Below are 16,897 nucleotides of genomic sequence, written 5' to 3'. Positions count from 1 at the left end.
TTATTTTCCTAAAGCTTTTTTAACGCCGTTTGCGTATTCTGGGCTGATTTTTTCAAAATGTGCTAGAGCTTTTTCTATGATTTCAACTTTAACACCATCAAAACTTGCTGCTAGGTTTTTATAAAGTCTTTCTTTTTCATCACTTGGCAAGATATTAAATAAATTTCTTGGTTGTGTGTAAAAATCATTATCTAGTGGAGCATATCTTGCTGCACTGCTGCCTACTGCTAAATCTGGCTCAAGATATTTATTATCTTCTATTGCTCCATTTAAGGTATTTGGCTCATAATAAGCACCGTTTACTAAGTTATCTCCTATACCAAAGTTCATTGCACCTGCGACATTATAAGTATGAACTTCATTTTTAGCTCTATTTACAGGTAATTGATGATAGTTTGCTCCGATTCTATATCTTTGAGCATCAGGATAGCTAAAGATTCTAGCTTGTAGCATTTTATCAGGGCTAAAGCCTATACCTGGAACTATATTACTTGGGCTAAATGCAGCTTGTTCAACTTCGTTAAAATAATTTTGTGGATTGCGATTTAGCACCATTTCACCAACTTCAATAAGTGGAGCAACGCTATGCGGCCATACTTTTGTTAAGTCAAATGGATTAAAGCCAAGTTTGCTTACTTCATTCTCAGCTAAGATTTGAATTTTTACGCTCCATGCAGGGAAATTGCCTTTTTCAATATTTTCATATAAATCTCTTTGATGAGATTCTCTATCTTTTGCGATGATTTTTTCTGCTTCTTCGTTTGTTAAACACTTAATTCCTTGCTTGGTTTTAAAGTGAAATTTTACCCAAAATCTTTCGTTTTTATCATTAATAAAAGAATAAGTATGAGAACCATATCCGTTCATGTGGCGATACGATGCAGGAATTCCTCTATCACTCATAAGAATTGTTACTTGATGAAGACTTTCAGGAACTTGCGTCCAAAAATCCCATGCAGCATTGTTGCTTCTTAGGTGTGTTCTTGGGTCTCTTTTTTGAGTGTGGATAAAATCAGGGAATTTATAAGCATCTCTTAAGAAAAATGTAGGAGTGTTATTACCTACTAAATCCCAAACGCCTTCTTTTGTGTAAAACTTGATAGCAAAGCCACGAACATCTCTTTCAGCATCAGCTGCACCAGCTTCACCTGCAACTGTTGAAAAGCGTAAGAAAAGTGGCGTAACTTCGCCTTTTGCAAAAACTTTAGCTTTTGTGTATTTGCTAATATCAGCTGTAATTCTTAGTTCTCCATAAGCACCACTTCCTTTTGCATGAACTGCACGCTCTGGGATTCTTTCTCTATTTTGATGAGCAAGTTTTTCAATTAGTTGATAATCTTGCATTAAAAGTGGTCCCATTGCACCTGCTGTAAGTGAGTTTTGATTTGAACCTATTGGGTTACCAAAGTCTGTTGTTAATTGTTTCATTATTTCTCCTTTTTTAATTAAACGAGAGAATAATATTTTTAGTAAGATAATATTTAGTAAATAATAAAAATTATTTTTTAAAAATTTTAATTATTACTTTTGAAATTATAAAATTTATTCAATATTTAAGCTTTTTCTAATTCCTAATTCAAATTCTTTGAATTTTTTTAGAATTTGAAATAGGAATTTGAATTTGAGTTTTAACTTAAATTGTAATAAAGATTTAACTTTAATTTCACATTATCAACTTATACTAATTTTATTTCACTTTAAGGCTAGACTATGAATAGAAGAAAATTTGTATTTATAGGAATGACAACTTCAAGTTATGCATTTAGTTTTCACAATAAAGGTATTGATATGCTTGATAAAAGGTATATCGGCAATTCATCCAAGCGTTATGCAATGGTTATTGACTTAAGGCGATGTATTGCTTGCCATGCATGCACAGCAGCCTGTATTAATGAAAATAAAGTTCCTCAAAATCAATTTAGATCTTTTGTAAGCGAATATGAATTAAGCAAAAATGATGAAGTATTTAAGGCTTTTTTGCCAGAGCTTTGCAATCATTGTGACAATCCTCCTTGTGTTAGCGTATGTCCAACCGGTGCAACATTTAAGCGAAAAGATGGTTTAGTTTTAGTTGATAGTAATATTTGTTGGGGCTGTAGCTACTGCGTAAATGCATGTCCTTATGATAAAAGATTTATTAATAAAGAAACTAAAGTAGCAGATAAATGCACCTTTTGTGCGCATTTAATAGATAATGATGAACTTCCTGCTTGTGTTAGCACTTGTGTTGGAAAGGCTAGAATTTTTGGAGATTTAAATGATAAAACAAGTGAAGTTTCAAAACTTTTAGCTAGTTATCCAACTAGCGTTTTAAAACAGCATTTTGGAACAAAACCAAGGGTGTTTTATATTAATTTAGACAATGAATTAAATGAAATAAATCCAAATCACAAAATGCTTCAAGATATTTCAAGAGAATTTGATATGGCTTTAGAAGAAGAGTGGAGTGTAAGATGAGTGCTGTTATAATTGAAGGTTTTAGTGTTCAAAGAACATGGGCTTTAGATGTTGTTAATGATTTTTTTATTGCAGGGGCTAGTTTTGGAGCATTTTTAATTGCGAGTTTGTATTTTGTATTTGGATTAAAACAATATAAAAATACTGCATTATTTTCGTTATTAATTTCATTAATTTGTGTAATTGCAGTTCCTTTTAATCTAGTAGATGATTTAAAACAGCCTTCAAGATTATTAGAATTTTTCTTAAATGGTTGGGCTAACTTGCCAACTTCTCCTATGAAATGGGGAGTTATTTTACTTATTGTATATCCTTTATTTTTAATGATATTAGCTTTTTTGCATATAAAAAATAAAAATGTAAAAACGCTTGCAATAATTACTTTATTTTTATCTTTTTGTATTCCGGGCTATACGGGTTATATTTTAGGAGCTAGTGTTGGAGTTAGTTTTTGGAATACGCCTGTTTTACCATTATTATTTATTGTAAATGGTGCCGTTGGTGGGGTTGGAGTATGTGCATTGGTTTTATTTATATATTCAAAAATAATAAAAGTATCAATTGATTTTAATAAGCTAATAAAAGTAGCAGGGTATTTAATAATCCTTGATTTGCTTTTAAGATTTTTTTGGTTTAGCTTTATGCTAGGCTTTAATAAAGAAATTAAAGAGCTTTATCAATATGTATTTTTAGCTAGATTTTATGAGATTTTTATTCTTGAGTTTTGTTTGATTTTAATTATTCTAATAAATTTATTTACAAAGCTTAAAAACTATCAATTTTCACTACTTTTAACATTTTTAAGTATGGCTACTTATAGTTATTGCTTTAAGTTTAATGTGGTTTTTGCAGGTAATACTATGCCAAAAATTATGAGTGGATTTTCAGAATATTCTTTTAAGATATTAGGTAGTGATAGTTTAGGTTCTGTTGTTGGTAATTGGTGTATTTGTGTAGCTTTATTTTGTTTATTTGCTGCGATATTTGATAAAGATTTAAGAAAGAGTTTTAAATGAGTAGAAGAAAATTTTTATTAGCTGCAGGTGTTAGTGGGGTTGCTGGAGCGTATTTATATAATGAAACTATAAAGAAAATGATTGGCTTACAAAAAGCTGGGCTTAAAGTAAATGATAGTGTTTATGCAAATAGTATAAATGTAAATGCGGGTAAATACTATTCAAGTGTTTGTAATGGTTGCGTAACTCATTGTGGTGTTAGGGTTAAGGTTAAAGATAATAAAGTTTTAAAAGTTAGCGGAAATCCTTATAGTTTGCTCTCAAGTGATCCTTGGCTTGATATGAATACTAGTATAAATGATAGTTTTGCGTTATTAAATCAAGGCAAAATCCATTCAAGTGTTTGTGCTAGGGGGAATTTAGTTTTTGATAAATTAAATGATAAAGCAAGAATTACACAAATCCTAAAAAGAGTAGGAAAGCGTGGAGAAAACAAATGGCAAAGCATTGAACCTGAGAAATTTTTAGATGAGATTGTTAATGGTGGCGATTTGTTTAATGAAGGATATGTAAAAGGTTTTAAAGAAGTCTATAATCACGATGAACTAATAGACGATAATGCACCTGAATTTGGTAAAAAGGCAAATGGTTTATGTATTATCGCAACAGGTGATGAAGGAAGAAAGAATTTCTTTCAAGAAAGATTTCAAAAATCATTTGGAACTATTAATTTTCATGGACATACTGCTACATGTGGCTTATCTATGCGTGCTGCAATGGCTTGTTTTTTAAATGATTTTGATAAATATCCACATTTAAAACCTGATTATGATAATTGTGAATTTTTAATTAATTTTGCTAGTGCTCCAGCTCAAGCAGGAAATCCTTTTAAAAGGCAAGGATTAAAAATTGCAGATAAAAAAAGTAAAAATTGCGAGTATGTTACAATCACTCCGATACTTACAAACTCAACTTCAAGTGCTGCAAGCTGTGGTAAGTGGATTGCTATAAAACCAGGTGGGGATTTATATCTTGTATTAGCTCTTATTAAAGGCGTAATTGAAAATAAACTTTATGATGAAGAATATTTATCTAATTTAAATGATCCTAATTTTGCTAGTTATTCAAACGCAGCTTATTTAGTAGTGCAAAGTGCTAGTGATAATTATAAAAAAGGCGAGTTTCTTAGACTTGATAAAGAGATTTTAGTAATTTGTGATAATGAATTAAAAAAGGCTAGTGAATGCAAAAAAGCTAATATTTATTATGATGGAATTATTAATCTAAATGGCGAAGATTTGCATGTTAAAACAAGTTTTGTTAAGTTGTATGATAGTGTTAAGGATTTAGATGTTAATGAGTTATTAGCTAAGAGTGGGGTTAAAAAAGCTGATTATGATTATTTAATAAGTAAGATTAAACAATATAAAAGCAAAGTTGCATTTGACTTGCATGGTGGGACAATGCAAACAACTGGATTATATACAGGTTATGCGATTTTAGAGCTTGTTGGCTTGCTTGGTAATTTAAATAAAGTTGGTGGAATGAGTGCAGGTGGGGGTAAATTTAATGATTTATCTGGAATTTTTGAGTTAGCTAAATTTAAAGGCAAAATTAAACCTAGTGGAATTAGAGTTGATAAGACAAAAAAACCTTATGAAATTACAAGTGAATATAAAAATAAAATAAAAAACAACGAAAATCCATATCCATCAAAACTGCCTTGGTATCCATTAACAAATGCGATTTGCACTGATGCTATTACAAATGCTGCTTTAAAATATCCTTATGGAATAGATATTTTATTATCATGGAATGCAAATATTGCTTATGCAAGCAATATGAATAATATAAAAGATACTTTAAAAGATAGCTCTAAAATACCTTTATTTATAGCAATTGATCCATTTATAAACGAAACTAGTATGTTTGCTGATTATATTGTTCCTGATAGTGTTATGTATGAAACTTGGGGTATTGTTAGTCCTTGGGGTGGGGCTTTAACTCGTGCAAGTCATTTTAGATTTCCTATTTTAAATTCTCCTAATGTTAAGTTTAGTAATGAAGAGAGTGTTTGTATGGATAGCTTTGTTATTGAACTTGGCAAAAAATTAGGCTTAGCAGGGTTTGGTAAAAATGCTATAAAAGATAAAGATGGTAATTTTTATAATTTAGATAAGCCAAGTGATTATTATTTAAGAAGTTTTATAAATGTTGCTCTTGATGGTGGGTTTGATTATGAAATAAATGAAGATGAGATAAAAGGTTTGCCATTTTATGATGAGCTTAAAAGTATTAGTCCAGAGCATTATAAAAAAGCACTTTTTTGTATGGCAAGGGGTGGTAAATTTGAAAACGTTAATAAAGCTTATGATGGCGAGTTTTTAGCTAAAAGATATAAAAAAGAAGTAGCTATTTATAATGAAAATTTAGCACTTTGTAAGGATTCTTTAACGGGGGAAAATTATAGCGGTGTTCCTTATTTATTAAATCAGCGTTACAAAAATGGTGAAGATTTAGATAATTTAGACTTAAAAGCATTTTCTTATAAATCAAATATATTTTCAAGCTTAACTGCTGCAAGTTCAAAATTAACTCATCTTAGATATTCAAATTATATTGAAATGAATGAAATTACAGCAAGTAATTTAGGGCTTAAAAATGGTGATTTGATAAGAGTAATTAGAGATGATAAAAAAATAATAGGTATTTTAAGAACAAGAAAAGGTATTCACGAAAACGCATTAGGCATTGAGCATGGGCGTGCAAGGCGTGGTGAAGGTGGAAGTGATTTTTATATAGATGGTAAATTAATAGCAAAAAATATTGCAAAAAGAACAGGCGTAAGCATTGCAAATATAATTCCAAGCGATAAGTTAAGAGGCGAAAATGCGTTGATTAGTGATTTTGTAATAGGCTCAGTTGCTAGACAAGGATTTGGTGTAAAAGTAGAAAAAATTAAAAGCTTATTATAAAGCTTAATTCCTGTTTTAAATTCTTTTGATTTTTTGGAATTTGAAATAGGAATTAGCAAAGTTCTTATTTCAAATTCAGTGAGCGAAAAGTATTTTATAGTTTAATAAAATCGCCTATTTTAAAGTATTGTTCGTAGTACTCTGATAATTTTAATACGCCTTCATTACCCATAACTAATGCATTATCATTGTGTATTTTTAAAGCTGAGCCATAAGGCAAGGCAAATACTGATGAATTCTGGTGTAGTTTAAAGTATTCAAATAATTTTAAAGCAAATTCTTTATCTTGTGGAATATATTCTGTAATTATTTGATATTTTAAAATCCCTAATGCTTTTAAATTATTTGGATATAAAATAGGTAAATCATTACAGGTTTTAATATCTTCTGAAAGCAAGCTCGCACCTGCTCCCCAGCCTGCATATAAAGCTGAATTATTTATCTTATCTTTTATAGCATCTAACAAATTAAGCTGTTGTAATCTATATAATAAAACAAATAAATTACCCCCACTTACTAAGACCCCATCGCTTTCTTTTAGGATATTGATAGGGTCGCTATGAATTGATACTATTTTTGAGTTTATTTTATTTTTTAGTAGCTTTTCGTATTCATTAAAATCATCGCCAACTTGTGCGTAAGGAACTAAAGCAATTTGCTTAGTTTTTGCAAAAAAATCATTCAATATACTTACACACCATTCAAATGATTCTAATTGTTTATATCTATCGCTACTTAATAATAAAATATTTTGCATAATTTTCCTTTAAAACTCATATCTGTAATTTAGCATAGTTGAGTAATTTATACTATCATAAAAATTATGATTTGAATCATCTTTATCATAGCTTAAATTAAGGCTAATAGTTTGATTGCTATTAATCATATATTCTATTGTTGCACTTACAAAGTATTCATTATCTTTTCTTTTTGAAAAATAAGAAATATCTTCTTTTGAATAATCTGTATGAGTATAAGATATACTTGGTTTAAAAGCATAGCTAGTAGCAAATGGAATAATAGCACCTATTTTAACTCCATAGCTTTTAAAATCTGAGTTTGAACTTAAGCTTTCTTTTGCTTTTTCAAAGTCATAATTTAAATTCAAATAATAAATATTATTGTTATAAGCTAAAACATTATTAAAACCTAAAGAATGGTGATTAAAGTTTGAATCTTTATCATAGCTATTATCAAAAATACCTTTTGAATAATCATAAAAAATTGAATATAAATAATTATCATTTAAGTTATTTTCATAAGTAAAGCCTAAATTTATACTATGTAAAAATGCAGCTCTTCTTAACATTACAAAATCATAGCCTAAATTTAAAACAAATTTATGATTATTATAGGTATATTTTGGATTAATACCTAGCGATAATACATTTAAATCAGGATAATTTTCGCTTTTATTTTTTAGATATTTTTTATTATAAAAGTTTCCATAAAATTGGGTTGAATAATTATTCCCTAAATCTAAATTGTAAGATCCATCAATGCTAAAAATTATACTTGTTGAGCTATTAGCTTTTTGATTTTGGAAGTTTTCCATACTTATAAAATCAGTATATTTATCGTTACCATAAAGCGGGTTTGAATCATAACCAAAACCAATATTAATTCCTAAGAAATATGGTCTAGAAATTTCTTTTGTTTTTTCTAGATTGCTTAAAAGATTATTTATTCTAGTTTTTTGCTCTTGGCTTAAATCAAGATTATTTAACATATAGTTTAACTCATCTTTCATAAGCTCAGGGTTGCCATTTTCATAATATAAGTTAGCTATTGAAAACCTTGCTTCAATATTGTTTTCATTAACAATCAAAACTCTATCATAAGCAGCTATTGCTTCTTTTGTATCTTTTAATTTTTCAGCACTTTTAGCTAATATTATATTTAATTCTTCGCTATTACAATCAATATCGCATTGTGCTTTTGCCAATTCTAATGCTTTTTTATAATTTTTATTATTATATTCTTCAAGGTAACCAGCACAAAGAATTGAAGTTGCTAAGCAAATTAATGATAATTTTTTAATCATTTCTTCCCCTTTGTCTTGGGTAATTTACATTATTGTTATTTTTATTATTTTGATAATTTTTACCACTTGAATAGTCTTTATTAGCATAATTAACTTTATTTTGTATGCAATATGGATTTCCATTACATATTTGAATAATATCTTTAGAAACTGCATTAATATCTAAGTCTTTAATTCTTTCACTTCCATACTTATAGTTGTTTTGATATTCTTGGTAGTTTTTGTTTTGATATAATTCTTGTTTTGCTTTTATCATTTCTTCTTTTTTATTTAAAAATTCATTGAAATTTTCATTATTTTTATATGATACATTTTTGTTGCTTGCCACTTCTTTGCCAGTGTTAATTGTCTCATATTCTTTTGGTGCGATTTTTTCAATTTTGATGATTTTATCATTATCAAATCTTAATTGATTTCCTGCTTGAATTAGTTGAGATTTATTACCTACTTTAACATCAATAGCACCTTCTAAACATCCTACCTTATCAACCTTACCAAGACTTCCAACGAATACTGTTCCACGGATACCTATGGTTGCTGTTTTTGCTTGAAATTCAAAGTTTTCTCTAGCAATTTTAGAAATATTACCTGACATTACTTTAAAATGTCCGTTATTTACCTTTAAGCTTACTTTTGAGTTTTTGCCATCAATTACATAGTCGTTAATATTTAAAGTAGTGTTTTTACCTAAAGTAACTATTGTGTTATCTACAAATTTAATTTGTAATTTTGCATTATTTTTAGTAACTATTGTGTCGTTTTCTTCTAATATATCATTAGCTTTAGCAATTCTTTCTTTGTTATCACTAACGATTAAAACATCACCCCTTAAGGTTACAATTTTACCAACATTTGCAAGTAACGAGCTTGCTAAAAAAATCATTAAAGCAATTTTTTTCATAATATCTCCTTTTAATTTCCTAGCCTAATCATTTTAAATTCGCTAGGTTCTAATTTCTTTAGTGTTATTGTTTTTAAGTTTTTATAGTGTAGTCTTTCGCCTTTTTTAAGATTATAGGTTTTATTTCCTACTTTTACATCAATTTCACCATCATTGCAATCTACGAATTTTTGATTTAAATCTCCACTAAATCTAGTTCCACGAATTCCTATTGTTGCAGTATTTGCCTGAAATTTAAAACTTTGTCTAGCTAGTTTTGAAATCTCCCCACTAGTTAAATCATAGCTGCCTTTTTTAGCATTTAAATCTACCTTTGAGTTAGCTCCATTTATTAGGTATTTATTGATTTTAATAGTTGAGTTTTTACCTAAAGTAAGATTTGTATTATCTATAAATATTATATGAACTTTTGCATTACTTTTAGTAATTATTGTGTCGTTTTCTAATAATTCATAATTTTTATTTTGAACTACAATGCTTTCGTTGTTTCTTAAAATCTCTACATCACCTACATAATTAACAATGCTACCAACATTAGCTAATAAATAATTAGCAAAAATAAAAATAAATAAAGCAAAACGCATAACTATCCTTTAAAAACTTTAACCCACAATTCTAGGCAATTAAGTTTAATTTTAAATTAAATATTTGTTAAAATTTATATTAAAAAAATGAAATTTATATTTATCTTCGTAATAATGCCTTTTTAGACATTATTACGAAAGGAATTTGAAATAGGAATTAAAACGAATATCTATAAACTAAGTTAAAGCTATAATCAATGTTTAAATCACCGCCAAAAGTTCTTTCAAACTCAAGATTTAGAGTTGATTTTTCATTGATTTTATAAGTATTTGAAAGATTTACAAAGGCTCTTGAATCTTTTTTACCATTATAAATACTTGTGCTATCTAAATCCTTTATAGTTTTTTTGGCATTATTTATTAAATCAGCTGCGTATCCTACCCCAGCTCTTAAAGCAAACTTTTCATAATTAGCACCCATAAAAAGCGCGGTTTTTATATTAAACGGCACAAAAGAATCTGATTTTAAATTAAGCTTTTTATCTTCGCTTGATAATTCTTGTTTTCCTACATAGCCAGTGATAAACTCAATTTGTGGCTCAAGATAAAAATTATTAAAATCTTTTCTATAACCTAATTCAACACTAGCAATTAGTGAAGATGAATTTTTTGCTTTTAGTGAGTTTAAAACTTCGTTTTGATTTTTTACATATAAAGTAAAATCATTTTTATAATTGATGTATTTTGCAATAGCGTCTATATAAAATCCATTATCAAAAATAGTGCTATTATAAATACCAAATCCTGTGCCTTTTATATCTCCACTTAAATTATTTCCTAATTTATAAATGCTTTGATTTAGCACTAAACCTGTGTAATTTTTATAATAATTGCTATCATTTAATTTATCAATTCCTAATTGAAATTCATAAAATTTTGTTTTATTGTAATCTTTATAAGAACTTTCTCCTACATAAGCTCTAGTCCAAAATCCACTTGAAGTGTTATTTCTTAATTCACCCATTCTTTTTTGTAAGTTATTCCATTCTAAAACATAAGAGAAAAATACTTGATTTAATGAATTATCAATCATTTGAGTAACTGCTTTATTTTCTTCCACAAAGAAATAATCTTTTATAGTAGGTTTTTCTTCAATATTTGGTGTATTTGGGTTATTTATCTCAGGCTCTTGCGTTTCTTCTTTTAAACTTACTAAATACCAATTAGCTTTGCCATTTTCGTTAGCAAATTCAATATTTGGCTTATAAATACTTATATTTTCTTTATACTCAATTGCCTTTAAATAATCTTGTTTTATTGTATTATTTGTATTATTTATACTTGCTAATAGATATTTATTCTCTCCTGCTAAGCTAGGCTTTATCATAAAGGTATTTAAGCTACCCATTGCACTATTAGTTACTTTTAAAGTCTTATTTAGTGCAAAATAAAAATTAGTATTAGTTGCGTTTAGATTTGCAATATTTATATTTGCTTCAATGTTTGCATTTTCTAAGTTTAAACTACTTGTGTTATCATCGCTTATACTTCCGTTAAACTCTGAACCATTTTTAATATTTAGGCTTGAATTATTGTTTAAAACTACATTTGCATTTACATTTATATTACTTGCTAAAGAATTATATTCTTGCAAGCTAGAAGTAAATACCAAATCATTTACACCATTGCTAATATGATTGTTATCGTAATAATCAAGATATATTTTATTCTCACCTATATTTAAATTAGATGCGTTATTTAAAGTAATATTTTTTGCATTTAAAATGCTGTGTTTTAAAATATTTAAATTAGCACTATTTAAAACTATATTATCTATATTATTTACTCTAGCTTCATAATCTTCTTGAAAGCTAGTAGTTGGAGTTATATTTGCACCTACTTTATTTGCAGTTTGTATGTTATACAAATAAGCATGAGCTAGTGGATGTCCTTGAAGATTAATTGTTGAATTATTAATATTTAAATTATTTAAATTTAATTCTCCATCAAATACAAAATCTTTAGCATTATTTAATTCAAGTGAAATATTATTAGCAATTTTTCCGTGATAAATATCAAGCTCTTTAGGATTTGTAATATTTAGTTTTGATTCTTCGGAATTTGAATTCGTAATTAGGGTGTTAAAATTATTTGCTTGAATTTTATTAAGACTTAAATTTACTCCGTTTAAATCAAGCTCTCCACCATTAAAGATTAGATTAGTATCTTTTAGTTGATTTTCATTAGTAATTTTTAATTTTGCATCGTTTAATAAATATATAGAGCTAAAGGCTTTGTTAGTGGTATTAAGAATAGTTAGACCTTCGCCACTTCTAAGTCCTCCTAGGCTTTCTTCATTGATATTTAAGCTTCCTTTTCCCATTTTATGAAGATTATCATTAAGCCCTGTTGTAGCATTAAATTCAAGTGTCTTACCATCGTTTATTACAACTCCACCAAGTAAAACTTCGCCACCATTTATAGTAGAATTATCATTAAAATAAAACACACTTGAGCCTAAATTTTCTTTATCATTTAGAGTAATTGTTGTTGCATTAGCAAATACTAAGTCTTTATTATTTTCATTATTTTTATCTTTTATACTAGCACTTATAGTAGTAGAATCATAACCATTACCATCTAAAGTAGCTGTGAAACCATTTTTAAAATCATTAATTATATGATGATTTATAAGAGCGTAAGAGCTAGTGCTACAAGCATAACCGTTTGTTTCATATGGATTACAATCACTTGTGCTTGCAACTCCTACAACAAACCAATCTTTAATTAGATTATCATAAACATAAACAGCACTTCCACTATCGCCAGGTGCAGGGTTATTAGAAAAATCAAGTCTTGAGAAATCTTTTGTAACTATTCTATTTTCACTAACTGATTCAAGTTTTAATATACCTATATTATCAGTACTTGCACTTTTATTAAGATACAAAACTCCGCCTGTTAAATATACACCTTCGTATTCAATTAAATTAGGAACTAGTTGTCCGTCAATATAGCCTATTTTTTGCATTCCAGAGCCACTTCTAGCATATACACTAAATCTTTCAGGATGGTTTATTAAAATTCCTTTTCCTATATCTTCGCTATCTTGTTCTTTACCTGTTGCAATGTATTTATCATACTCAGTTTTGTTCCAAGCTTGATTTTTCATGCTAAATTTATCTTTATAAAGTTCATTTTGATCATTTTTTAAATTTTCGCTAATAAAGGGGTCTATATAAAAAAATTCTCTATTAATTAACTTTGCGCTTGCATTTATATTTAATTTACTCATTTTAATAACTGCGAAATCTCTCAAATCATCTACAGCTTGAGGTTCTTTGCAGTTATCATTCCATTTAAGATAATCTTTAAAATTAGTATCACTTGCCACAACACTTGAAGCTACATTGCCAAACTCATATTTTTTGCCTTTATTGATCAAATCAGGCCTATGAGTTGGGCTTATCATATGAGCTGCAGTGATTGCATAAGAGCCACCTATGTTTGTAAGCTCACCCATTAAATCTCCACTTTGATTTGCAGCAGAGAAATCTGGCATAGGAACTTTAAAATCAACAACTTTTCCGCTTTTATTAGTTACTGATATGTTTTTTCCAACACTAAATTTTCCCTTATTAGCTCCAAAATCTAAATAATCTTGATAAGCAAAATTAGGATTTACTACACCAGCAAAAAGGTTCATACTAAGCAAAATTGCACTATATTTTATTTTCATACAAACTCCTATTAAATATATGCTTTATAATAGTATTAAAAAACTTTGAAAATACTTTAAAGAATAAAATTTATTAAAGGAAAAATTGTGAAATTATTAAGTATAGCTTTGGAAAACTCAGCAAATACTCATTTAAAACATATCTTAAAAGAATTAGACAATATTAGCTTATATGGGATTTATGATGTTAATTTGAAAAACGAAATTCCTATTTCAAATTCTTACAATTATTGCGACTTTAGTGAGTTTAATGCTATGGGTTTCGTGCAAGTTTTACCACTAATTTTAAAAGCAAAAAAAGCTATAAAAGAATTAGTTCAAATTGCACTTAAAGAAAATATAGAAAAGGTTTTATTAATAGATTCTCCTGCTTTTAATATACCTTTTGCAAAAGCATTAAGAAAGGCCGGTTTTAAAGGTAAGATTATATATTTTATTTTGCCACAAGTTTGGGCATGGAAAAAAGGTAGAATTAAGGTTGTTGAGAGTTTGTGTGATGAATTAGTTGGGATTTTACCTTTTGAAAATCAGTATTTTAAATCATCTTTATATTATGGAAATCCAAGCAACGAGGCTTTAAAAGAATATTTTAAAAACGATACAAAAACTAAAAAATTAATAGCATTTTTGCCAGGTTCAAGAAAAAGTGAAATAAAAGCTTTAATGCCAATTTTTAGAAACCTTAAAAAGCATTTTAGTGATTATGAATGCGTTGTTTGTGTGCCTACTTTTTTAAAGGATAAATTATATTTATATGAAGATTTAAGTGGTTTTACTATTTCTTACGATACTAAAACAACTCTTAAAAATTGCGAGTTTGCTTATATTTGTAGTGGTACAGCAAGCCTTGAAGCAGGACTTATAGGAAATGCCTTTTGTTTATGTTATAAGGCTAAAATGATTGATTATTTCATCGCAAAAACTCTAGTAAAAATCAAGTTTATAGGACTTTGTAATATTATTTTTGATAAGCTTAATTTGGGCGAATTTCACAAAGAATTTATACAAAACTTTGATGAAAATGAATTATTAGCAGTATTTAAAAACGCTAATAAAGAAGAGTTTTTACAAAAATCAATAAAATTAAGAGAACTAACAAAAGGTGAAATAGCAAGCAATTTAGCAAAATTAATCAAGGAGTAAAAATGCAAATAATGACACAAAAAGGCTATGAAAAATTATATAAAGAATTAGAACATTTAAAAGTAGTTGAACGCCCTAATGTAGTAAAAGAAATTGATATTGCAAGATCTCATGGGGATTTAAAAGAAAACGCAGAATATCATGCAGCAAGAGAAAAACAAAGCTTTTTAGAAGGAAAAATCGCTGAACTTAGTGAAATTTTAGCAAATGCAAAGATTGTAAATCCTGCTGAGTTTAATCATGATAAAGTAAGATTTGGAAGCACGGTAGAGATTATGGATTTAAATACTGAAGAAGAAAAGACTTTTAGTATTGTAGGAGATTGTGAAAGTAATTTAGAAAAAGGATATATAAGCATAAATTCTCCTATCGCAAAGGCAATGTTAGGTAAAGATGAAGGAGATGAATTTAGCGTTGTTTTACCTAAAGGAAAAGCAAGTTATGAAATCCTTAGCATAAGTTATAAAGAGCTTGATATTTAATGATTGAGCTTAAAGACAAAGCGATTTTTATAGCCGATGTGCATTATGATAGCACTAGGCTAGATTTTTGTGAATTTATTGAATATTTAAAACTTAATAAGCCCCCACAAGTAATACTTCTAGGAGATATTTTTAATCTTTTAATAGGTGGAATTAAAAGCTCTGAAATTGATAATTTAAACATAATTAATGAATTAGATAATTTAGCTAATGAAATTGAAATTATTTATTTTGAAGGAAATCATGATTTTAATTTAAAAAAACTTTTTAAAAATGTAAAAATCATTAAAAATCAGCCTATTTTAGCTAAATATAAAGAGCTTAATATTGCAATTTCTCATGGAGATATTTTCTTGCCAATAATTACTCAAATAGCTTTAAGATTTTTAAGATTACCTTTTGTAATTTTTATATTAAATCTTTTAAATATTATATGTTTTGATAAAATTTATCAAAAGATTTGCAATCAACAAAAGGTAAAAAAACTATATAAAAAATTAGATTTTTTTGATAGTTTAATGAAATTTAGAATTAAAAAATATCAAGATTATTTTGCAAAAAAAAGCCTAAAAATTGATTATATAATAGAAGGGCACTTTCATCAAGGAAGAGAATTTGAATTAGGAAATACAAAATACAAGAATTTAGAAGCTTTTGCAAATGACCGAAGTTTTTTTATACTAGAATATGGACTTATAAAAAAATATAACTTACCCAGAAAGGAGTAAAAATGGCAGAAGATAAAGTCTTAAAGGCTGATTCTAATGAAATGGAACTTGTAGATTTTCGTATCTATAAACAAGGACAACATAAAGTCTATGAAGGAATTTATGGAGTGAATGTTGCAAAAGTTAAAGAAATTATAAAAATACCAGCATTAACAGAATTACCAGGTGTGCCTGAATATATTGAAGGTGTTTTTGATTTAAGAGGCGTTGTAATTCCTGTAATAAATCTTGCTAAATGGATGAATATTATTGAGCCAAAGGATATGGTTTTAAAACCTAGAATTATTATTGCTGAGTTTTCAAATATTATGATAGGTTTTATCGTTCATGAGGCAAAAAGAATTAGAAGAATTAGTGCTACTGATATTAGAGGTTCGGATTTTTCAACTAATACAGGTGGTTTTGACAAAAGTCAAATCACAGGAATTGCTAAGATTGAAAATGATGAAGTTTTATTAATCTTAGACCTTGAAAGAATAGTAGAAGAGCTAGGAATTTATTCTCCAAAAATTGATATTGAAGAAAAAGAAATTAAGAAAATGACAGGAACAGCTGTTGTTTTAGATGATAGCTCAACTGCTAGAAAATTAGTTCGTGATGCGCTTGATAAAATGGGCTTTAAAGTAATTGAGGCAAAAGATGGCGTTGATGGACTTAACAAAATGAATGAGCTTTATGATGCTTATAAAAATGATATAGCAAATCAAGTAAAAGTGATTATTTCAGACGTTGAAATGCCACAAATGGATGGCTTCCACTTTGCTTCAAGGGTTAGAGAAGATATAAGATTTAAAGGAATTCCAATTATATTTAACTCATCTTTAAGTAATGAGTTCTCAACTCTTAAGAGTAAAGATGTAGGTGGAGATGCCTTTTTAACTAAGTTTGATGCTAATATTTTTTATAAAGAAGTATCAAGAGTAATTGAATCATATATTAATAAGTAAG

General features: G+C 27.8%; 13 protein-coding genes. 7 read left to right on the top strand and 6 right to left on the bottom strand.

The window, feature by feature from the left end; translation table 11 throughout:
• A complete protein-coding gene (locus AVANS_RS06475; RefSeq protein ID WP_239817076.1) occupies positions 1-1,428 on the bottom strand; it encodes a catalase in 1,428 nt (475 codons plus the stop codon).
• Positions 1,429-1,710: 282 nt separating this feature from the next.
• On the opposite strand from AVANS_RS06475, the gene dsrO reads away from it, so the two are divergent.
• From dsrO to AVANS_RS06460, 3 genes are read left to right on the top strand one after another with little or no spacing between them, the layout of a single operon-like run.
• A complete protein-coding gene (dsrO, locus tag AVANS_RS06470; RefSeq protein ID WP_239817075.1) occupies positions 1,711-2,457 on the top strand; it encodes a sulfate reduction electron transfer complex DsrMKJOP subunit DsrO in 747 nt (248 codons plus the stop codon).
• Positions 2,454-3,473: an NrfD/PsrC family molybdoenzyme membrane anchor subunit gene (gene nrfD, locus AVANS_RS06465; protein ID WP_239817074.1), complete on the top strand. Its 1,020-nt coding sequence runs from the start codon at positions 2,454-2,456 to the stop codon at positions 3,471-3,473. Before dsrO ends, nrfD begins: the two co-directional genes overlap by 4 nt.
• Complete coding sequence (locus AVANS_RS06460; RefSeq protein WP_239817073.1) at positions 3,470-6,388, top strand: molybdopterin-dependent oxidoreductase; 2,919 nt, start codon at positions 3,470-3,472, stop codon at positions 6,386-6,388. Before nrfD ends, AVANS_RS06460 begins: the two co-directional genes overlap by 4 nt.
• 94 nt (positions 6,389-6,482) lie before the next feature.
• Here the strand turns inward: AVANS_RS06460 and AVANS_RS06455 are convergent, their stop codons facing one another.
• From AVANS_RS06455 to AVANS_RS06435, 5 genes are all read right to left on the bottom strand, one after another.
• Positions 6,483-7,145 carry a Type 1 glutamine amidotransferase-like domain-containing protein gene (locus tag AVANS_RS06455; protein ID WP_239817072.1) on the bottom strand — a complete coding sequence of 221 codons (663 nt, stop codon included), beginning with the start codon at positions 7,143-7,145 and terminating at the stop codon, positions 6,483-6,485.
• Between the two features lie 9 nt (positions 7,146-7,154).
• Positions 7,155-8,432 (bottom strand): porin family protein, encoded by a 1,278-nt coding sequence (locus AVANS_RS06450; protein WP_239817071.1) that lies wholly within the window; start codon positions 8,430-8,432, stop codon positions 7,155-7,157.
• Positions 8,425-9,333 (bottom strand): FecR family protein, encoded by a 909-nt coding sequence (locus AVANS_RS06445; protein ID WP_239817070.1) that lies wholly within the window; start codon positions 9,331-9,333, stop codon positions 8,425-8,427. The genes AVANS_RS06450 and AVANS_RS06445 overlap by 8 nt, the downstream gene beginning before the upstream one ends.
• 11 nt (positions 9,334-9,344) lie before the next feature.
• Positions 9,345-9,917, bottom strand: coding sequence for a FecR family protein (locus AVANS_RS06440; RefSeq protein WP_239817069.1), 573 nt, complete (start codon positions 9,915-9,917; stop codon positions 9,345-9,347).
• A gap of 157 nt (positions 9,918-10,074) precedes the next feature.
• Positions 10,075-13,596, bottom strand: coding sequence for an autotransporter outer membrane beta-barrel domain-containing protein (locus AVANS_RS06435; RefSeq protein WP_239817068.1), 3,522 nt, complete (start codon positions 13,594-13,596; stop codon positions 10,075-10,077).
• Positions 13,597-13,683: 87 nt separating this feature from the next.
• Between AVANS_RS06435 and AVANS_RS06430 the strand changes: the two genes are divergently transcribed.
• From AVANS_RS06430 to AVANS_RS06415, 4 genes are read left to right on the top strand one after another with little or no spacing between them, the layout of a single operon-like run.
• Complete coding sequence (locus tag AVANS_RS06430; protein ID WP_239817067.1) at positions 13,684-14,739, top strand: lipid-A-disaccharide synthase; 1,056 nt, start codon at positions 13,684-13,686, stop codon at positions 14,737-14,739.
• 2 nt (positions 14,740-14,741) lie between these two features.
• Complete coding sequence (gene greA / locus AVANS_RS06425) at positions 14,742-15,221, top strand: transcription elongation factor GreA (RefSeq protein WP_239817066.1); 480 nt, start codon at positions 14,742-14,744, stop codon at positions 15,219-15,221.
• The gene (locus tag AVANS_RS06420) at positions 15,221-15,949 is read left to right on the top strand and encodes a metallophosphoesterase (protein ID WP_239817065.1); all 729 of its coding nucleotides are present in this window, start codon (positions 15,221-15,223) and stop codon (positions 15,947-15,949) included. Before greA ends, AVANS_RS06420 begins: the two co-directional genes overlap by 1 nt.
• A gap of 2 nt (positions 15,950-15,951) precedes the next feature.
• Positions 15,952-16,896 (top strand): chemotaxis protein, encoded by a 945-nt coding sequence (locus AVANS_RS06415; RefSeq protein ID WP_239817064.1) that lies wholly within the window; start codon positions 15,952-15,954, stop codon positions 16,894-16,896.
• Position 16,897 lies beyond the last annotated feature (1 nt).

Origin of the sequence: Campylobacter sp. RM5004, assembly GCF_022369455.1 — a bacterium.
In the GTDB taxonomy this organism is placed as follows: domain Bacteria; phylum Campylobacterota; class Campylobacteria; order Campylobacterales; family Campylobacteraceae; genus Campylobacter_E.
Note: the sequence above shows the minus strand (reverse complement) of the source record. Positions and strands in the feature narration are given on the sequence as shown.